The sequence below is a fragment of the uncultured Pseudoteredinibacter sp. genome (genome assembly GCF_947500695.1).
Lineage (GTDB): Bacteria > Pseudomonadota > Gammaproteobacteria > Pseudomonadales > Cellvibrionaceae > Pseudoteredinibacter.
Map to the genome: position 1 here is coordinate 58,178 of NZ_CANMSS010000010.1, position 19,530 is coordinate 77,707.

Sequence of the window (19,530 nt, forward strand, 5' to 3'; positions counted from 1 at the left end):
CAGCACACAGTTCAAGTGCTATAACATGATTATCTCATAAGTCACGGATATTGATTGAAAAAATGGGCATTCTGGGATTCTTGGAGTCCAAGGCCAAGCCACTCATTGGTCTGGATATAAGCTCCACCGCTGTGAAATTGCTGGAATTTAGCCGGCAAGGGGACAGTTATCGCGTGGAAAGCTACGCCGTGAAAGCCTTGCCGCCTGGCTCGGTGGTGGAAAAAAACATCAATGATCCTGATGGGGTTGCCGATGCGGTTAGGGCCGTGGTACAGCAATCCAAGAGCAAAGAGAAGCTCGCCGCAGTGGCGGTTGCGGGGTCTGCGGTAATCACTAAGGTTATCGAAATGCCCTCCGGGCTGTCTGAGGATGCCTTAGAAACTCAAATCTCCCTAGAAGCCGATCAATATATTCCTTACCCGCTTGAAGAAGTATCCATCGATTTTGAAGTGCAAGGGGTGTCTAAGAGCAACCCTGAGCAGATGGAAGTTTTACTGGCGGCCTGTCGACGCGAAAATGTTGATTTGCGTGTCGATGTATTAGAAAAAGCAGATTTGACCGCCAAGGTGGTCGATGTTGAAGCCTATACCATGGAGCGCGCCTTCTCTTTGATTGCGGAGCAGCTTGAGCATCAGGATGGCCAGGTTGTGGCAATGGTTGATATCGGTGCCACCATGACGACCCTCAGTGTGCTGGTGGATGGTAAAACTGTTTATACCCGTGAGCAGTTATTTGGCGGTAAGCAACAAACCGAAGAAATTCAACGCCGCTATGGTCTATCCGCAGAAGAAGCGGGCCTTGCTAAAAAGCAGGGTGGCCTGCCTGATGACTATGAATCTGAAGTGCTTGAGCCATTTAAGGATGCCGTCGTTCAACAGGTAACTCGCTCTTTGCAGTTTTTCTTCTCTTCAAGCCAATATAACGATGTTGACCTGATTGTTTTAGCGGGTGGTGTTGCAGCGCTTGAAGGCTTAGGTGATTTAATCGAAGAGAAAATTGGCACCATGACCATGGTAGCAAACCCATTTGCCAATATGTCGGTATCGCCGCGAGTGAATGCGACGGCCCTAGCCAATGATGCGCCTGCATTGATGATTGCAGCAGGCTTGGCGATGAGGGAGTACGATTAATGGCTAATATTAACTTACTACCTTGGCGCGACGAATACCGAGCGCGGCGCAAGCAAGAATATTTAACTATTTTAACTGGGGTGATCGTTATTGCCGCAGCTTTAGCCTATTTGTGGGTCTCATCAGTGCAGGCAGACATTGATGCGCAGAATCAGCGCAATAAGATGTTGAATGATGAGATTGCTATCTTGCAAAGCAAGGTATCGGAGATTAAAGAGCTTAAGAAACGTCGCTCAGAGTTGCTAGAGCGTATGCGAGTTATTCAAGAGTTGCAGGGGCTGCGCCCAGTCATTGTGCGAGCTTTTGATGAGTTTGTTCGTATGGTGCCTGATGGTATTTACATTATCAGCATGAAGCGAAACGGCAATACCATCAGCATGGAAGGTGTGACTGAATCTAATAATCGCGTTTCAACCTTTATGCGAAATCTTGAAAGTTCAGCTTGGTTTCAGGACCCTAATTTAAACTCGGTAACCACTAAGCCTAATCTTGGTGAGCAAGCCAGTGAGTTTAGTATGACGGTCAAGGCTGCCATACCAAAGAAAGATGAATCGGAGGGCGGGAAATAATGTCTGGCATGTCCGATTTTATGGAGCAGCTGCAGAGCTTTGATCTTGCAGAACTGGATTTTGAGAGGATAGGTGTTTGGCCTCTAGCAGGGCGGATTATCGTAGCGTTAATCGCCGTTTCGATTGTTTTTGGCGTGACTTATTATGCTTTTATTAGCGATCTAAAGATAAGTCTCGAAAATCAGGTTTCCGAAGAGGCTAACCTAAAGGCTAATTTTGAGCGTAAGGCGTTTGAATCGGCCAACTTGGTGGCCTATCGCAAGCAGATGCAGGAAATGGAAGATTCATTCGGCGCTTTGCTTAAGCAGTTACCCAGTGATACTGAGGTTCCGGGTCTGTTGGAGGATATCGATGAAAAGGGCAGTGAGAGCGGCTTAACCATATCCAGTATTGAACTTCAGAAAGAAAAGTCTGAAGAGTTTTACGTAGAGTTGCCAATCTCCATTACGGTAAGTGGTGGTTATCACGATCTTGGTGGTTTTGTGAGTGGCGTAGCGGGGATGCCTCGAATTGTAACCCTGCATGATTACGATATTACCAGTGGCGAGCGTGGCGAGCTGACGATGAATATTATTGCCAAAACCTACCGCTATAAGAGTCAGGACGATTAAGCATGGTGCGATATACAGTTTTAATCATGGCTTTATTCGCGTTTGGCGGCTGTTCTTTTGAAGGGCAGCATCAAGACTTGCGCGATTATATTGAAGAGACAAAGCGACGCCCGCGTGGTCGTATCGAGCCTCTGCCCGAGTTTCGACCTTATAAAGCCTTTAGCTACGCGGCTATTAAGTTGCGAAGTCCTTTTGAGCGTTTAAAGGAAGAGCAAAAGCAAGAGTTCGTGGGGAACTCTGTAGGTGTAGAGCCTGATTTGAATCGAGAAAAAGAGTTTCTTGAGGGCTTCGCTTTAATGGCTCTGAAGATGGTCGGCACCATCGAAAAAGATAGTGTGTTGTGGGCGCTCGTCTCGGATGGTGAGGGCGGCGTTTATCGTGTTTCCACGGGAAATTATCTCGGTAAGAACCATGGTCAGGTGATTAATACCAGCCATGGGCAATTAGATATTGTAGAAATTATTCCAGATAACTTGGGTGGTTGGGTCGAGCGCCCCCGAGTTCTCAAACTAGAGGAAGAATAAGGAATTGACTATGTTTTCGCTGCTTAGATCCATAAGCCTTGTAAAAGGGCGCCTCGCGGTTACAGCGTTGCTTGCCTCTTTGGCGACTTCCTCCTTTGCGAGCAAGCTCACCGATATCCAGTTTGCCGAACTACCCGGGCAAAGATTTGAGATTAAACTTAAGTTTGATGAGCAGCCTGATGCGCCCAAGGGTTATACCATTGAGAAGCCAGCTCGCGTAGTTCTCGACTTCCCTGGTGTTGAAAGTCTATTGGCTCAGAAAAAGTTTCCAGTCTCTTTTGATTCGGCAAATAGTGTAGTTGTGCTATCAAGTGGTGGTCGTACTCGTATGATCGTGAACTTGAACGAGTTAGTAAATTATTCAACTCGTGTGGCGGGCTCAGACGTTATTGTCGAAATGGGTAGTGGTAACGGCGCTGGTGACTACATTAAACGCGGCTCTAGCATGACGGCGGCTATGTCCAATGATTCTGCAGAAGGTGAGGCAGAGTACGCAAGCTCAATTACTTCCTTAGATTTTAGACGCGGTGAAGATGGTGAGGGTAAGATTGTTCTTAATCTTTCTGATCCTAATGTGAATATCGACGCTAATTCTAGTGGTGGCAAGCTCATCTTGAACTTTGATGGCGTTTCTATTCCAGCTGATTTGCGTCGTCGTTTGGATGTGGTGGATTTTGCTACCCCAGTTTCGTTTATTGATACTAGCTACGATGGTGGCAGCACCAAGGTTGTTATTGAAACTAGTCGTGAATATGACTATTTGGCATATCAGGCTGATGATCAATATGTAGTGTCGGTTAAACCTCTAACTCGCGTGGAGCGTGAGGAGCGTAAAAAGCAATTTGAGTTTGTCGGCAAGAAGCTTTCTTTAAACTTTCAGAATATTGAAGTTCGTTCGGTGCTTCAGCTAATTGCTGATATTACGGATTTAAACTTGGTGGCCAGTGATACCGTTGGCGGAAGCATTACTTTGCGTTTAGATAATGTGCCTTGGGATCAAGCCTTAAGCCTTGTTTTGAAAACTAAAGGCTTGGATAAGCGCCAAGTGGGCAATGTATTGATGGTTGCTCCAGCGGCTGAGATTGCTGAACGCGAGCGCTTAGAGCTAGAGACACAAAAACAACTAGAAGAGTTGGCGCCACTGCGTACAGAATATATTCGAGTACGCTATGCGAATGCCCGTGAACTGTTTAAGCTGTTTAATCAGCGCGATACTGGTGAGGGTAGTAGTGGTAATAATCAGGACGGAAATTCCACTGGCAGTATTCTCTCTGAGCGCGGCCAGGCAATTGTAGATGAAAGAACTAATTCGATTATTCTTACTGATACAGAAGAGAAGATTCAGGAGTTTCGTAAGTTAATTGCACAGGTAGATATTCCTGTACGCCAAGTGCTTATCGAAGCGCGAATAGTAGTGGCCAATACTGATTATCGTAAAGAGCTAGGTGTTCGCTGGCAGGCTGTAGGGCGTCATCAAATTCGCTCAGCAACTCAGCGGGTACCGGTTCTAGATACTAACGGTAATGCGACCTTTAACTCTAATGGCCAGCAGATATTCCGAACTCAAACAGTTAACCAACGTAGCGGCTTATTCTCTGGTTCTACCGAAGCGTTCTCGGCCGATAACTTTGATGATAATGGCGTGTGGACTCCCACCATTGATCAAGCCAACATGGTAGACCTTGGTGTCGCCAACCCATTCGGTTCTATCGCAATGTGGTTGAGTTCCGACAACGGTTCTCTAGGTCTAGAGCTGAGTGCGCTCGAAGATTCTGGCTTCGCGGAAATTGTATCTCAGCCAAAGGTTATTACTGGCGATAAGCAGATTGCGTTTATCGAGTCAGGTAAGGAATTACCTTATCAGGAAGCCTCTGCAAGTGGCGCGACGGCAGTTTCTTTCCGTCAGGCGGTATTGAAGCTAGAGGTAACTCCGCAAATTACACCTGATGATCGAATTATTATGGATCTATTGGTAAAACAAGATTCACTATCGGGTGAAGAGAGTAATATCCCAATTATCGATGTGAACCGCTTGGAGACTGAGGTTCTTGTTGATAATGGCCAGACCGTCGTCTTGGGTGGTATTTTCCAGGATCAGGTAACTAAGGGTACCAGTAAGGTGCCTGTGCTAGGTGATATTCCTTACTTAGGGCGCCTATTTAAAAAGGACCTGCAGGTTCGCAACAAGCGAGAGTTGCTGATCTTTATTACTCCTAAAATTTTGGCGCAGAGCTATACCGAATAATTGCTTGTGAAGAGTATCGTTTTAGTCGGCCCCATGGGGGTCGGCAAATCCACTATCGGGCGCCTTTTGGCGTCCGCCTTGCAGCGCGACTTTTACGACACAGATAAGTTGATAGAAGATCGTGCTGGCGCCGATATTTCTTGGATATTTGATATCGAAGGTGAAGATGGTTTTCGTGTACGCGAAAGTAACACTCTTGCCGAACTATGTATGCAAGATGACTTAGTTATCGCTACCGGTGGCGGTATCATCATGCGAGAAGAGAATCGAAAGCTGCTTAATAAATACGGTCACGTGGTTTATTTAACTGCCTCGGTAAATCAACTTGTGCGCCGTACTGATAAAGATAAAAAGCGTCCTCTTTTGCAGGTCGATGATCCCAAGCAAAAAATCATTGAGTTGTTAGAGTTGCGTGATCCGCTTTACCGAGAAGTTGCCGATTTTGTAATCGAAACCGACGGTAAGACTCCTAAGCAGGTAGCTGAGACGCTGGTAGAACAAGTCTGAATCAAGCTTGCTGTTTATTGTTCTTGTAAGTTTTCTGGTATTCTTTGTCGGCTAATCTCTACTGCCGGATTTAACCATGCGTACCTTAAAAGTCGATCTAGCTGATCGCAGCTATCCAATTTATATTGGCCCAGATATTCTAGCTGATGAGTCCCTGCTTGCTCCCCATATTAAAGGTAAGCAAGTCTGCTTGGTGACTAATACCACCTTGGCGAAATTATTGTTGCCAAAGCTTAAACCTGCCTTGCAGAAGTATGATTACACCGAAGTGATATTGCCTGACGGTGAAGCCTTTAAAACGCTGGATACCCTGAACCTAATCTTTGATGAGCTTTTGCAGGCCCGCCATACTCGAAAAACGACCTTGTTGGCTTTGGGTGGCGGTGTTGTGGGTGATATGACGGGATTCGCCGCTGCCTGTTATCAGCGCGGTGTGGACTTTATTCAGCTGCCAACAACACTATTATCCCAAGTGGATTCAAGCGTTGGTGGAAAAACGGCGGTTAACCATGCTCTGGGTAAAAATATGATCGGGGCTTTTTATCAGCCCAACTGTGTGATAGCTGATAGCGCGGTTTTGCAACAGCTGCCAAAAAGGGAGTTGGCCGCGGGTTTGGCAGAGGTGATCAAGTATGGCCTGATTGCTGATGATTCTTTTTATGGCTGGCTGGAAGACAATATGTCGGCCTTGAATGCGGGTGATCAACAGACCTTGAGCTACGCTATCGAACGCTCTTGCCAAATTAAGGCAGATGTCGTTGCAGAGGATGAGCGCGAGTCTGGTCTGCGAGCTATCTTAAACCTAGGCCACACCTTTGGGCATGCAATCGAAACCTATATGGGTTACGGAGAATATTTACATGGTGAGGCCGTAGCTATTGGTATGCAAATGGCCGTGACTTTGTCAGCTGCCAAGGGCTGGGTAGATGTTGACCTTATCGATAGAAATAAGAAGCTCAGTGAGGCGGCAAATTTGCCTGTAACGACTCCTGCAACGATGAGAACTGAGGAATTCTTGCCGCTGATGGCGGTGGACAAAAAGGTTTTGGATGGTCGTTTGCGTTTAGTATTATTGTCTAAGCTGGGCAAGGCCGTAGTAACTGAAGATGTGAGCAATGAAGAGCTGGTAGCAACTATTGAGGCCTGTCGCATCTGAATTCATAATTGAGGTGGACATATTAAAGTCGAAGCGGGGGGTTGAGTGGATACTCTGGCCGAATATTTAGATTACTATGGTTTTAGCGCAGAGCCGTTTGTGGGGAAAGGTGGCTTTTTCTCGACTGCTGAGCGTGCAGAGTTGTTAGACCAGATAGAACACTGGTGTGATTTTGGCTCTGGCATCATAGTCGTCGAAGGTGAAGCGGGTATTGGTAAGACAGCTCTCCTGCACGAGTTTTCAAAGCGTTGTGATAACGGAGCGTTGATATCACAGTTGGACGGCCCAGTGCTTGCTGGCCTTGATCAAATGCTGATGTTGCTGGCTGCTGAGCTCGGCGTAGATCTTGTCGAGGGGCAGACCTCAGGGGCGATGCTTGGACACCTGCGCAAACATGTTAAGTCCTCGGCTCGCTCTATGTTTGTCCTAGTCGACCAAGCTCATAAGTTGGATGATCGAGCACTTCTAGCATTGATGGGCTTGTTGCAGGGGCAGCAGGCTGGTGATCTTGGGCTTAATGTGATGGTGTTTGCCGAGCCTGGACTAGCGGAACGTTTAAGCAAGTTCGATGTGGCTGATGTCATCGTTAATCAAAAGTCCATGGGACGATTTACTGAGCCGGAGCTGGCCAGTTATATTCATCACCAACTGGCAGCGGCAAGCTATGATGGTCCTGAGCTTTTCAGCGATATGGAGCTGAAAGAGCTGTTCAAGGCCTCTGGCGGCTTACCAGCGCAAATTGATGTGCTAAGCCAAAACCTTCTAATCAGCCGCCTTTACAACAATCCGGTCGCGAAGAAGGGCTTTCCCGCTTGGCATGTTTTGGGTGTTGGTGCCTTGTTTTCAATTCTGGCTACCGCTTTTGTCTACCGAGCTGAGTTAGAACAGTGGTGGCAGGAGGGTGAGGCGCATCAGCCCAGTTCGGTGCAGCAGGAATTGGCCGCCGAGAATGCTTCTACAGCAGCACAAAGTCCGACGGTTTCACAGGCCGAAGAGGCTTCGTCCGATACACAAGAGGCCAAAGCTGAGCTTATTGATGATGCAGAAAATCTCATCAATGAAGCTCTTACACCTTCTGAGCCAACTATTTCTCGCATTGATGAGCCGGTAAATGATGAGCCGTTTAATGCGGAGGCCGCTAACAGTAGTGGCGCGCCTGAACAGCAAGCAGGAGCCTTGAGTGCGCCTTCTGAAACCGAGACTGTAGCTGATGTTGCTGAGAAAGCAGTTCAAGAGACACAAGAAGCTGAAGAGCTTGTTGCGGCTGATCGGCAAGCGCTGCCTTTAGGGTCAAGGTCTTTGCCACAAAGTGACAATATGACCACAGCTGAACCTGAGCTGCCTACGGGTGAAGCGGTAGGGGATACTAGCTCTATAGCCCTAGCTACTGTAAACGAGTTACAAGACAGTCAAATCGATTACTCAGGGTATAGCCAGGAAGAACTGGCTGAAATAGGGATGGATCCAGCTTTTGATCTTAGTGTTTTTACCGATGATGAGCAGTATCTGCTGCGTTTGCCGGACAGCGCCTATGTCTTGCAGCTCATTGCTGTTCGAACTACCGAGCAAGTAGAGAAATTTATGCGGGTTCAATCGAATCGTGCAGATCTCAAAATATTTAACCGCGAGCGCGATGGCAAATCTTGGTATGTAATTGTCCAGCCGGGCTTTGATACTTGGGAGCAAGTTGAAGAAGCACAGAATAAGCTGCCATCAAGGCAGCGAAGTGGCGGGGCTTGGGCTAGATCCCTAAAAATCATTAAGGCAGATATACGCTCTTTTAGGGGCATTTAGCAGCATATTTGCGAACTTTGCCCGATCATGGCCGAACATTCCATTAGTTCGACTTGCTTATTTCTAAGTCTACAGTTAATATTCAGCGCCCAAATGCCATCAAAGCCCCTCTCTTTAGGGGCTTTTTTGTCTGGGAAGCACAGTTTTGTGCTGGTATCAGCCCACCGTAAAACATTAGAGGCTGAACCAGTAATGCACTCATCGCGCGGAATAGTGAATTAGCGGTGTCTTAATATTGAGGCGCTACTGATATTAGAAAGAAGCGAGCATTCCGCCATAGCAAGAAGAGAGACAGAGCATGACTACTGGACTCTATCGTTTAGACGAATTTAAAGACAACTGCGGTTTTGGCCTAATCGCAAACACCAAGGGAATGGTGAGCCATAGCCTACTAGAGTCGGCTATTGAAGCATTAACATGTATGACCCACCGGGGTGGTATTGCTGCTGATGGCCTTACCGGTGACGGCTGTGGTCTATTAATGCAAAAGCCAGACAGCTTTTTGCGTACCATCGCTGAAGAAAACGGTTTTGAGCTAAGTGCCAACTATGGCATTGGCTCGGTAATGCTAAGCCAAGATCCTATTTTGGCACAGGCTGCTCGTGATGCAGTTTCGGCTGAAATTGAAGCAGAAGGCCTGAGTGTTGCCGGCTGGCGTGAAGTTCCTGTCGATAAATCCTGCCTGGGTCCTATTGCACTTGAAAGCTTGCCTAGCTTCTATCAGGTCTTTGTAAACGCTGAATGTTCATTGCCAGCGCTAAATGCCAAATTGTATATGGCACGTCGCCGCGCGGATAAAGCCTTAAAAGACGACAAGGCTTTCTATATTTCCAGCCTGTCTTCTTCGGTATTGTCCTACAAAGGCTTGATGATGCCGAAGGACATCCCTGCCTTCTATAAAGACTTGGCTGATGAGCGCCTAGAAACCGCTATCGTGGTTTTCCACCAGCGTTTCTCTACTAACACTATGCCGCAGTGGAACTTGGCTCAGCCGTTCCGCATGTTGGCGCACAATGGTGAGATCAACACCATTATGGGTAACCGCAACTGGGCCCGTGCGCGTACGCCTAAATTTCAATCTGAACTGCTTCCTAATCTGGCCGAAGTGGCGCCAGTGGTAAATACTGAAGGTTCGGATTCTTCTAGCTTGGATAATATGCTAGAAGTTTTGGTGCTAGGTGGCTTACCACTGCACCATGCCTTGCGCATGTTAGTGCCGCCAGCCTGGCACAATGTGGAATCTATCGATCCGGAAGAGCGTGCCTACTATCAGTATATTTCTATGCATATCGAGCCTTGGGATGGTCCAGCTGGCCTGGTAATGACTGATGGCCGCTATGCAGTTTGTACGCTAGACCGAAATGGCTTGCGCCCTTCTCGTTGGGTGTTAACGGATGATGATGTTATCACCGTAGCTTCCGAAGTGGGTGTACATGGTTATCAGCCAGAAAATGTCGTCGCTAAAGGTCGTTTAGGGCCTGGTGATATGTTGTCGATCGACACCGAAAGCGGTGAAATTCTCGATACTGATGAAATTAATGAGCAGCTAAAAACTCGTCAGCCTTATCGCAAATGGCTGAAAGAGGGCAACCTAAAAATTGAGGCGACTTTAGAAGCGGAAGCTTACGAAGAAGGTATGCCTCGCGAAGAGTTGCCGCGCTATATGAAAATGTTCCAGCTAAGCTTTGAAGAGCGTGATCAAGTGTTACGCCCACTAGCTGAGCTGGGTCAGGAAGCCACCGGCTCCATGGGTGACGATACCCCGATGGCCGTGCTTTCTGGAAAGACCCGTAATCTATTTGATTATTTCCGCCAGCAGTTTGCCCAGGTAACCAACCCACCAATCGATCCATTGCGTGAGGCGATTGTAATGTCCTTGGGTACGCAGCTTGGTCGTGAGCTCAATGTCTTTGCGGAAACTCCATCACACGGTAAACGTATTAATTTACGCAGCCCAGTATTATCGCCGCGTAAGTTTTACACCATTCGCGAGATGGACAATAAAGACTACCGTACCCAGCAATTTACCCTGCGCTACGACCCTGCAACTCACAGTTTGAAAGAAGCAGTCGTTAAATTATGTGACGATGTTGAAGCCGCTGTGCGCGAAGGTGCTGTGATCGTAATTCTAAGCGACGGTTATCCAGAGCGGGGCATGGGCATGATCCATTCCTTGTTGGCTACGGGTGCGGTACACCACCGTTTGATCAACGCGGGTTTGCGTTGTGATTCAAATATTATTACCAAAACTGCTTACGCCCGCGACTCGCATCAGATCGCTACCTTAATTGGCTACGGAGCCTCGGCGGTTTACCCATACCTGAGTTATCAGGTGCTATCGGATTTAATTCACACTGGCGAGCTTCTAGTGGACCACGATACCGCGCTGAAAAACTATCGTAAGGGTATCAATAAGGGCTTGATGAAGATCCTATCGAAGATGGGTATCTCCACCATTGGTTCATACCGTGGTGCACAGCTGTTTGAAATTATCGGTCTGAACGAAGAAATTGTGGATCTGTGCTTTAAAGGCACTCCGTCGCGCATTAAAGGTGCGAGCTTCGAACATTTGCAGGCTGAGCAAGAAGCTTTGGATACGATTGCTTGGATTGATCGCAAGTCGATTGAGCCTGGTGGTTTGTTGAAGTACGTTCACGGCCAGGAGTATCACGCCTTTAACCCAGATGTTGTACAAACATTGCAGCAGGCAGTTAAAACGGGTGATTACAGCACCTGGAAGAAGTACGCTGATCTCGTTAATGAGCGCCCGGTTGCAACACTGCGCGACATGTTAAAACTTAAAGACGCCAAGCCGATTCCTTTGGGTGAAGTCGAGCCAATGGAAAACATCGTAGCGCGTTTTGATTCGGCGGCTATGTCCTTAGGCGCCTTATCACCGGAAGCGCACGAAGCTTTAGCCGAAGCGATGAACACCCTAGGTGGTCGTTCTAACTCCGGTGAAGGTGGCGAAGATCCTAAGCGTTTTGGTACCAATAAGGTATCGAAGATCAAGCAAATTGCCTCTGGCCGCTTTGGTGTCACACCTTACTATTTGGTAAACGCTGAAGTTCTACAAATTAAAGTGGCCCAGGGTGCGAAGCCTGGTGAAGGTGGTCAGCTGCCCGGCGGTAAGGTAAATGATTTGATTGCAACCTTGCGCTACTCGGTGCCGGGTGTGACTTTGATTTCTCCTCCGCCACATCACGATATTTATTCCATTGAAGATTTAGCCCAGCTGATTTTTGATTTGAAGCAAGTTAACCCTGATGCTCTGATCAGCGTGAAGCTGGTATCACGCCCAGGTGTGGGAACCATTGCGGCCGGCGTTGCAAAAGCCTATGCCGATTTAATTACTATCTCGGGTTACGACGGTGGTACCGCGGCATCGCCTTTAACCTCGATTCGCTATGCCGGTTCGCCTTGGGAGTTAGGTCTTTCTGAAACCCATCAAACACTGCGAGCCAATGATTTGCGCGGTAATGTGCGTGTACAAACCGATGGTGGTTTGAAGTCGGGTTTGGATGTGGTTAAAGCCGCAATCTTAGGCGCAGAAACTTTTGGTTTCGGTACTGCACCCATGGTTGCCTTGGGTTGTAAATATCTACGTATTTGTCACTTGAACAACTGTGCCACCGGTGTTGCAACTCAAAACGAAGAGCTGCGCCGTGATCACTACATCGGCACAGTGGAAATGGCCATGAACTTCTTCCGCTTTGTTGCTGAGGAAGCCCGTGAGTGGATGGCCGCTCTCGGTGTGCGTAGCTTGGAAGAACTAGTCGGCCAAGTGAATCGTATGGAAATTGATGAAGCCAAGACTGATAAGCAAGCGGCCTTGGATTTAAGTCCGATTATTCATACTGATGATTATCTAGAAACAAAACCGCAATTCTGTCAGGTGGCGCAGAACGATCCTTATGATAAGGGTGAACTGGCCGAGCAGATGGTAAGCGATATGATAGCTAACATCGAAGCGAAAGAGGGCGGTGAATTTGAATTTAAGATCACCAACTGCGATCGCTCAATCGGTGCTCGCGTGTCGGGTGAAATTGCCAAGCGCTATGGTAACCAAGGTATGTCTGACAAGCCTGTTACCGTTAAGTTAAATGGAGTGGCTGGTCAGTCGCTGGGTGTTTGGAACGCTGGCGGTTTGAATATCTACCTAGAAGGTGATGCCAACGATTACGTCGGCAAGGGCATGGCTGGCGGTAAGCTGGTAATAATGCCACCCGAGGGCAGCGCCTTTAAATCGAAAGAAACCTCCATCATGGGTAATACCTGTTTATACGGTGCCACTGGTGGTGAAGTTTTTGCGGCCGGTCAGGCTGGTGAGCGTTTAGCGGTTCGTAACTCCGGTGCCCAGGTTGTTGTCGAGGGTGCTGGTGATCACTGCTGTGAGTACATGACCGGTGGTGTCGTTGCAGTACTTGGTCAAACCGGCGTGAACTTTGGCGCGGGTATGACGGGCGGCTTCGCCTATGTATTAGATTTGGATCGCGGTTTTGTCGACCGTTTTAATAATGAGCTGGTGGAAATTCGTCGCATTGGTGGCGAAAACTACGAAGACCATCGTAACCACCTACGCAACTTGATTGCTCAGCACGCCGAAGAAACCGGTAGTGAGTGGAGCCAAGAGTTGTACGAGGACTTCGACGATTATGTCGGTAAGTTCTGGCTCGTGAAGCCTAAGGCTGCCAGTTTGGGCAGCTTGTTGGCGCAAACTCAATCTGATACAGAATAAGCGGAGGGATCATCATGAAAAACCCTAACGCCAAACAAGAACGTTTAAGTAATAACTTTCAGTTTATCGATGTGGGTCGTAACGACCCACAGAAGAAGCCGATTCATACCCGCAAAACTCAGTATGTGGAAATTTATGAATCCTTCACTGAAAAAGAAGTGAGCAATCAGGCCCATCGCTGTTTGGAGTGTGGCAACCCATACTGTGAGTGGAAGTGTCCGGTTCACAACTTTATTCCAAACTGGTTAAAGCTGATCAGCGAAGGCAATATTTTTGAGGCCGCTGAGTTGAGTCATCAAACCAACACCTTGCCCGAGGTTTGCGGTCGAGTATGTCCACAGGATCGCTTGTGTGAAGGTGCTTGTACACTAAATGATGGCTTTGGTGCAGTAACCATTGGTAATGCCGAAAAATATATTACCGATACCGCTTTCGCTATGGGCTGGCGCCCAGATATGTCCAAGGTTGTTTGGACTGATAAAAAAGTGGCCGTCATTGGTGCGGGCCCTGCAGGTTTGGGCTGTGCTGATGTATTGGTGCGCAATGGTGTTAAGCCTGTCGTATTTGATAAGTACCCGGAGATTGGCGGCTTACTAACTTTCGGTATCCCAGAGTTTAAACTGGAAAAATCAGTGCTGACTCGTCGCCGTGAAATTTTTACCGAGATGGGGGTGGAGTTCCGCCTGGAAACCGAAATCGGTAAAGACATCAGCATGGAGCAATTGCTGGAAGACTACGATGCGGTATTTATGGGTATGGGTACTTATAAATATATGAAAGGTGGCTTCCCTGGCGAAGATCTGCCAGGCGTTTACGATGCTCTGCCTTTCTTGGTTTCCAGCGTAAATCGTAATCTGGGTTTCGAGAAAAACGTCGACGACTACATCTCAGTAGCGGGCAAGCGTGTTGTGGTTCTAGGCGGTGGTGATACCGCTATGGACTGTAACCGCACCTCGATTCGTCAACAGGCACGCAGCGTAACTTGTGCTTACCGCCGTGATGAAGCCAATATGCCAGGTTCGGTTCGCGAAGTAGCCAACGCCAAAGAAGAGGGCGTTAACTTCCTCTTTAATCGTCAGCCAGTTGAGATTGTTGGTGATGGCAAGGTTGAAGGCATTAAAGTAGTAACCACTGAGTTGGGCGAGCCCGATGAAAATGGTCGCCGCCGTCCTCAGCCTATTGAAGGCTCCGAGGAAGTGATTCCTGCCGATGTGGTGCTGATTGCCTTTGGTTTCCAACCTAACCCAGCCGATTGGATTGCCGGAAATGGTGTGGCCATCAATAGCTGGGGTGGTGTTGAAGCCGCTGAAGAGCAGCAGTATAAATTCCAGACCAGTAACCCGGAGGTATTTGCCGGTGGTGATATGGTGCGTGGTTCAGATTTGGTTGTAACTGCAATCTGGGAAGGACGCCAAGCTGCTGAAGGTATTTTGGATTACTTGCAGGTTTAGGTTTGTTTTCCTAATACCAATAAAAAAGGAGCTTCGGCTCCTTTTTTATTGGCTGTCTGTTTAATGGCTGATTATTCTCTAAACAACTTGCGAGTACTTCATGGCGCGAATAAGGCCTCCTCTAAATTAGCTCCCTCTAATATTTTGTTTATTTGGCACGCAAATTATCAAATTTGTACCGGCTGTCACTTTTTGGAGCGGTCAAAGCCAATGTTGTCTATACCATATTAACTCAATAGCCCTAGTTTTCTTCGGATTATTTAATGCGGCGAGAGCGGTTCCTAATGGATATTGTGATTGGGCGTTACACAATAACTGCTGATCAGGGGTAGTACTTTTAGCAATTAAATTGATACCAGCTTTCAAATTTAGAGTTGGTTTGCATTTGAACGAGGTGCTTTACGGATGAAAAAGTTCGATATCAAAACCATGGTGCTGGGTGTTATTGCCGCCAGTATCCTTCTTCTATTACTTGCTTCTCTTTTTTCTACCTACAAGCTAAGAGCTGATTTGGAAAAATTTGGGGATCTGTTATCTCATGAAGTTGCTGCGATCCACGGTGCAGACCGGGTAAATATCGAATTTAAACGTCAAGTGCAAGAGTGGAAAAACGTACTTATCCGTGGTGCTGATGATGGACAGAGAGAAAAGTATTGGGGCAAGTTTCTAAAGCAAGAAGAGAGCGTTCAAAAAATTTCTAAGCAGCTTGTCACTCTTTTAGATTTTGATCCTAAGCTGCAGGGGCAAGTTCGTGAGTTTCTCGCAGAACATGAAAAAATGGGGCAGGCTTATCGTACAGGCTTTGAAGAGTTTGTAGCCTCGGGCTACAGTCATCGCACAGGTGATGTGGCAGTGAAAGGTATTGATAGGGCACCATCGAAACTGCTCGATGAAATTTCAAAACAAGTAAACGCCGTTGCGAAAAAGAGTAGCGATGCAACTGTGGCTGAGTCTGAGTTAGTTGTTATTTATGCGGTCGCTTTAACGCTGCTAACAGGTGCGTTAGTGATGTTTGGCAGTTACACAATTTTACAACGAGAAGTTCTAAAGCCTCTTCGTAATACAGCAAGTAACATCAGTGATCTATCGAAAGGTGATTTGTCGATAGAGGTTCCTTGTAATGGACGGGGCGAGATTGGCTTGTTAAACAAGGCAACGTCAGAACTAACCATGCAAATGCGAGACTTGATGTCATCGCTTAATAAAACCTCTGTTGCGCTTAATGAAACAGCTAATAAATTTGAGCAGCAATCCAATATGCAGTCGAAGGCGAGTGAGGAGCAGGTTGCTCAGTCGACTCAGGCGTCCGATGAAATTAGCACATTGGTAGGCAGTGCAGAATGTGCTTTTGATACCGCTAGTCATACCAAAGAAATGACAGAGGCTACCCTCGAAAAGGCTGAGCAAGCCAGCTCGGTCGTTGACCATGTGGATGATCTAATGAAAGCCCTCCAACAAGATATTTTGCATGCGGACCAATCGGTGAGTGCATTATCAGAAAGGGTTGTGCGTGTTGATGAAGTGATGAGTGTTATTCAGGGTATTGCAGAGCAAACTAATCTATTGGCCTTAAATGCAGCAATCGAAGCAGCACGTGCTGGGGATCAGGGCCGTGGCTTTGCGGTGGTCGCTGACGAGGTTCGCGGCTTAGCCCAAAAAACCCAGCAGTCTACTCAGGAGATCGCCTCCATACTGGAAGACTTGCGTAAAGGCTCTGAATCAAGCGTGCAAGCGATGAAAGTTGGACAAGAAAAAACTAACTTTGCAGCAGAGAAAACCAATGAGATCGCTTCTCTGTGGCAAGCCTTATCCGGCGATATATCCAATATCTCAGAAAAAAACGTTGAGCTTAATCTCTCTGCATCAAAACAAAGTGAAGCCGCCAGCGGTGTAGAAGCGTTTATCGAAAAACTAAAGGCAGATGCTATGACGCAAAACCAGCTGGCAGCCGAGCAATTACAAGCCAGTGGAGAGCTACAGGAACTCTCCTCGGTGATTAGTGAAAAGATTGCTTACTATCGGGTTTAGGTGGTGTGCCATCTAGCGTAAAAATGCCTGGATTAGAGAGCGGCTTTCTTCATCGGCTTCTTGGTTAGCTTGTGGGTCGCCATCAAGTGGTATCGAGGCGTCCAGCAAGTGACCTGCATTAGGGTAATGGTGATGCACACAGCTCTTTTCGCCCTTGCTCTGGCGAGCTTTCTTACAAATTAAGTCGGCCATTGTTTTAGATGGCCAAACACTATCTTTGCCACCACTAAAAAGTAATAGATCGGCCTGACTCTGTTCGAGGTCGATTTCTGCTTTTTCTACCGCCGCGGTATCTGTAAGTGAGTTACTGTAGAGATCGACTAAGCTGCGAATATTACCGTTAGCTTTATAAGGAACATAAGGCAGGGGTTGATCGCCCATTGTCCAGCTTGAATTAGGAAAACTCTTTCCTGGTACGATTCCAGGCCATACAACATGGCTTGGTGCTATCGCGACAACTTTGCGTATTCTTTCATCTAGCGTAGATAGTAACAGGGCGGCCTCGGCGCCTTTTGACCAACCAACAACTGCTAGCTCTTTGCTGTGACTCTTCTCTAGCAGCCATGTTTTAGCGGGCTCAAAATACTCCAGTGGGATAGCCTCCAGATGCTTTGGCAGCTTGGCTTCTTTGTAATAAGCCAAGGCCAATACAGGGTGCCCTAGTTGGGATATCTTTTCGGCCAGAACCTTGGGTATGCCTGAGCCAGAACCCTCCAAAACCAAAACCGGTGTCTTATTCTGGTTGCCAGGGTAATAGTTTGCGACGAAGTTTTGTTCTTGTATTGCGGTAGGTAGCGGTGCGGCTAGTGCTTTTACCGACAAGCTAGTTAGCAATGTGATTATCGTTTTATACATTGAAATGCCTTCACTATGATCTTTCCCATTTAGACGAGGCAAAATCAGAATTAGCGCACTGTAAACAAATTCTTGTGTTCTTTTAGCATTCCACAGCTGCGAATTTGAAAATTAACTTATTAGGAATTTTTAGTACAAATATTGCTCAAGAAAGTTGTTTGTCGTAGCTCTGTCGTAGAAATGGCGGGTTCTTACAAAGTAAATTCTCCTTGTAGATTAATCACTTAAGGTAGGCCAGAATATGGAGATGAAAATTAATCGATCAAGGCTGAAAAGCCTGCGTACGGATAAGTTATGGTCTCAGGAGCAGCTTGCTGAGGCTGCAGGTCTTAGTTTGAGAACTATTCAGCGGGTGGAAAGTAGTGGCAAAACATCAATGGATTCATTGGCCGCTATAGCCGCTGCTTTAGAAACAGATAAGGCGCTTTTGTTAGAAGCCGAGCTTGAATTCAAGGCTTATCGTCATACGCAGTATGCTTACTTGATGTGGGTTGTAAGTTTCTCTTTTCTCAGTATCTATTTAGCTAATTTGCAGCGAACCACTATGGCCTCTCATTTCATTGTCGCTGGTGTTATGTTTATTCTGGTGGTTTTGTTTTTCAGCCTTTCAATTCGAGTGAGTGAAGACCGAATTAATTGGCATTTCGGCCCGCGCTTCTGGAAAAAAGAGCTTCCCATCGCTGAAATAGACAGTTGTGAGGTGGTTAGAAACAATGTCTTATTGGGCTGGGGTATTCGCATGCTGAGTGATGGCTGGATGTACAACGTCTCTGGCTTGCTGGCGGTTGAAATACGGCTTAAGTCTGGCTCGGCGATCCGCTTGGGCAGCGATGAGCCCAATTATTTAAAAGAAGCCATCGATGGGGCGATTGCCCTGCACAATAGCAGGGCGGCTTGAGTTTATTGCTGGCAATCTTTGCAAGTATTGATACCAACAAGCTTATAAAGCGGGCAAAAGCCGACTAAGCCGGTTAATAGCGGTATTAGGCCAATATAAGCCCAGGGGCTTTGTAGCCCAATAAATGCCAAGCTTAGAATGGCTAGGCCAACAATAACTCGAATTGCGCGATCGATAGTGCCTTCATTTTTCATGCTAGTCTTCTCCAATAGCCTGTGGACAAGACCAATTCTAAGCCGCTTGGTGGCGTGCTTCAGTGACAAAGTCACATTGCCTTGGGGTTCGCCTTGGGGTTTGTCTTGGAGTTTGCCTTAAAGCATGGTGATTTTCCCTCTGGAAAGTTCTATCAGCCCCTCTAGTTCTAGCGTCTTTAACTGCCGGCTAATGACTTCTCTAGATGAGCCAATGTCGACGGCAATTTCCTGGTGGGTGAGGGTTAATTGGGAGCTTCGCTGTTCTTCACTTCGATTTTGTAGATATTTCCACAGACGTGGCTTTAAGGCTGTTAGCGTTACCGATTCAATTTGGGCCATTAGCTGGTATAGGCGTTCGCTGAAACCTTGAAAAACCGCCTCTTGAAAGCTTTGTTGACTTGTAATTAAGCGGCGAAATTCAGCTTTGGGGACAGCGGTCGCTGAAATATCAGTTTCACAGATAACTTCGGCTGGAAATGGGTCCTGGCCCAGTAAGCAAGCAGTACTCAGTATACAAAATTGCTCCGGCTCAATCCTATAGAGTAATAGCTCACGCCCTTCTGGGTTGCGTGCAATAACCTTTAAGCGACCTTTGGCTAATATCAGAGCGTCATTGCAGGCTTGGCCTTGGCTAAGTAGCACTGAGCCCGCAGGAGCTTCAAGTTGAGGGTGCTGGCTAAGATAAGAGGGAATCACATTGCTGCCTTCTAGCTGATGGACTATTGATCTACTGGACCTTTGATCTAGTGGACGGAGGCAAAGTTAACTTTACAGAGAAGAGAAGGCGATGCGATATATCAAAGGTATTACTAAAAACAAGAAATCAGATA

Annotated in this window: 15 protein-coding genes; 12 read left to right on the plus strand and 3 right to left on the minus strand. The window is 47.1% G+C overall.

Annotated elements, in window-relative coordinates:
- Window positions 1–62: 62 nt before the first annotated feature.
- From Q1A08_RS16770 to Q1A08_RS16820, 11 genes are all read left to right on the plus strand, one after another.
- Entirely contained in the window at window positions 63–1,130 is a 1,068-nt protein-coding gene (locus Q1A08_RS16770; RefSeq protein WP_299775017.1) for a pilus assembly protein PilM, read from the plus strand.
- The gene (locus Q1A08_RS16775) at window positions 1,130–1,699 is read left to right on the plus strand and encodes a PilN domain-containing protein (protein ID WP_299775019.1); all 570 of its coding nucleotides are present in this window, start codon (window positions 1,130–1,132) and stop codon (window positions 1,697–1,699) included. Before Q1A08_RS16770 ends, Q1A08_RS16775 begins: the two co-directional genes overlap by 1 nt.
- A complete protein-coding gene (gene pilO, locus Q1A08_RS16780) occupies window positions 1,699–2,310 on the plus strand; it encodes a type 4a pilus biogenesis protein PilO (RefSeq protein WP_299775021.1) in 612 nt (203 codons plus the stop codon). Before Q1A08_RS16775 ends, pilO begins: the two co-directional genes overlap by 1 nt.
- A gap of 2 nt (window positions 2,311–2,312) precedes the next feature.
- Window positions 2,313–2,834 (plus strand): pilus assembly protein PilP, encoded by a 522-nt coding sequence (locus tag Q1A08_RS16785; protein ID WP_299775023.1) that lies wholly within the window; start codon window positions 2,313–2,315, stop codon window positions 2,832–2,834.
- 10 nt (window positions 2,835–2,844) lie between these two features.
- Complete coding sequence (pilQ, locus tag Q1A08_RS16790) at window positions 2,845–5,079, plus strand: type IV pilus secretin PilQ (protein WP_299775025.1); 2,235 nt, start codon at window positions 2,845–2,847, stop codon at window positions 5,077–5,079.
- Complete coding sequence (gene aroK, locus Q1A08_RS16795; RefSeq protein ID WP_299775027.1) at window positions 5,080–5,586, plus strand: shikimate kinase AroK; 507 nt, start codon at window positions 5,080–5,082, stop codon at window positions 5,584–5,586.
- A 76-nt stretch (window positions 5,587–5,662) separates the two neighbouring features.
- Window positions 5,663–6,742, plus strand: a complete 1,080-nt coding sequence (aroB, locus tag Q1A08_RS16800; protein ID WP_299775029.1) for a 3-dehydroquinate synthase — start codon at window positions 5,663–5,665, stop codon at window positions 6,740–6,742.
- A 45-nt stretch (window positions 6,743–6,787) separates the two neighbouring features.
- A complete protein-coding gene (locus tag Q1A08_RS16805; RefSeq protein WP_299775031.1) occupies window positions 6,788–8,536 on the plus strand; it encodes an AAA family ATPase in 1,749 nt (582 codons plus the stop codon).
- 298 nt (window positions 8,537–8,834) lie between these two features.
- The gene (gltB, locus tag Q1A08_RS16810; RefSeq protein WP_299775033.1) at window positions 8,835–13,274 is read left to right on the plus strand and encodes a glutamate synthase large subunit; all 4,440 of its coding nucleotides are present in this window, start codon (window positions 8,835–8,837) and stop codon (window positions 13,272–13,274) included.
- A 14-nt stretch (window positions 13,275–13,288) separates the two neighbouring features.
- Window positions 13,289–14,725: an FAD-dependent oxidoreductase gene (locus Q1A08_RS16815; RefSeq protein ID WP_299775035.1), complete on the plus strand. Its 1,437-nt coding sequence runs from the start codon at window positions 13,289–13,291 to the stop codon at window positions 14,723–14,725.
- A gap of 405 nt (window positions 14,726–15,130) precedes the next feature.
- Window positions 15,131–16,753 carry a methyl-accepting chemotaxis protein gene (locus Q1A08_RS16820; RefSeq protein WP_299775037.1) on the plus strand — a complete coding sequence of 541 codons (1,623 nt, stop codon included), beginning with the start codon at window positions 15,131–15,133 and terminating at the stop codon, window positions 16,751–16,753.
- A gap of 12 nt (window positions 16,754–16,765) precedes the next feature.
- Here Q1A08_RS16820 and Q1A08_RS16825 read toward each other — a convergent pair whose 3' ends face one another.
- The gene (locus tag Q1A08_RS16825) at window positions 16,766–17,608 is read right to left on the minus strand and encodes an acyl-CoA thioester hydrolase/BAAT C-terminal domain-containing protein (protein ID WP_299775038.1); all 843 of its coding nucleotides are present in this window, start codon (window positions 17,606–17,608) and stop codon (window positions 16,766–16,768) included.
- Between the two features lie 247 nt (window positions 17,609–17,855).
- On the opposite strand from Q1A08_RS16825, the gene Q1A08_RS16830 reads away from it, so the two are divergent.
- Window positions 17,856–18,506 carry a helix-turn-helix transcriptional regulator gene (locus Q1A08_RS16830; protein ID WP_299775040.1) on the plus strand — a complete coding sequence of 217 codons (651 nt, stop codon included), beginning with the start codon at window positions 17,856–17,858 and terminating at the stop codon, window positions 18,504–18,506.
- 2 nt (window positions 18,507–18,508) lie between these two features.
- On the opposite strand, the gene Q1A08_RS16835 is transcribed toward Q1A08_RS16830, so the two are convergent.
- Entirely contained in the window at window positions 18,509–18,700 is a 192-nt protein-coding gene (locus Q1A08_RS16835) for a DUF2892 domain-containing protein (RefSeq protein WP_299775042.1), read from the minus strand.
- A gap of 117 nt (window positions 18,701–18,817) precedes the next feature.
- Window positions 18,818–19,396, minus strand: a complete 579-nt coding sequence (locus Q1A08_RS16840; protein WP_299775044.1) for a Crp/Fnr family transcriptional regulator — start codon at window positions 19,394–19,396, stop codon at window positions 18,818–18,820.
- Window positions 19,397–19,530: the final 134 nt, after the last annotated feature.

Coding starts and splice junctions, on each gene's coding strand:
- Q1A08_RS16770 (WP_299775017.1), top strand. CDS start 63: ATGGGCATTCTGGGATTCTTGGAGTCCAAGGCCAAGCCACTCATTGGT.
- Q1A08_RS16775 (WP_299775019.1), top strand. CDS start 1,130: ATGGCTAATATTAACTTACTACCTTGGCGCGACGAATACCGAGCGCGG.
- pilO (WP_299775021.1), top strand. CDS start 1,699: ATGTCTGGCATGTCCGATTTTATGGAGCAGCTGCAGAGCTTTGATCTT.
- Q1A08_RS16785 (WP_299775023.1), top strand. CDS start 2,313: ATGGTGCGATATACAGTTTTAATCATGGCTTTATTCGCGTTTGGCGGC.
- pilQ (WP_299775025.1), top strand. CDS start 2,845: ATGTTTTCGCTGCTTAGATCCATAAGCCTTGTAAAAGGGCGCCTCGCG.
- aroB (WP_299775029.1), top strand. CDS start 5,663: ATGCGTACCTTAAAAGTCGATCTAGCTGATCGCAGCTATCCAATTTAT.
- gltB (WP_299775033.1), top strand. CDS start 8,835: ATGACTACTGGACTCTATCGTTTAGACGAATTTAAAGACAACTGCGGT.
- Q1A08_RS16815 (WP_299775035.1), top strand. CDS start 13,289: ATGAAAAACCCTAACGCCAAACAAGAACGTTTAAGTAATAACTTTCAG.
- Q1A08_RS16820 (WP_299775037.1), top strand. CDS start 15,131: ATGAAAAAGTTCGATATCAAAACCATGGTGCTGGGTGTTATTGCCGCC.
- Q1A08_RS16825 (WP_299775038.1), bottom strand. CDS start 17,608: ATGTATAAAACGATAATCACATTGCTAACTAGCTTGTCGGTAAAAGCA.
- Q1A08_RS16830 (WP_299775040.1), top strand. CDS start 17,856: ATGAAAATTAATCGATCAAGGCTGAAAAGCCTGCGTACGGATAAGTTA.
- Q1A08_RS16835 (WP_299775042.1), bottom strand. CDS start 18,700: ATGAAAAATGAAGGCACTATCGATCGCGCAATTCGAGTTATTGTTGGC.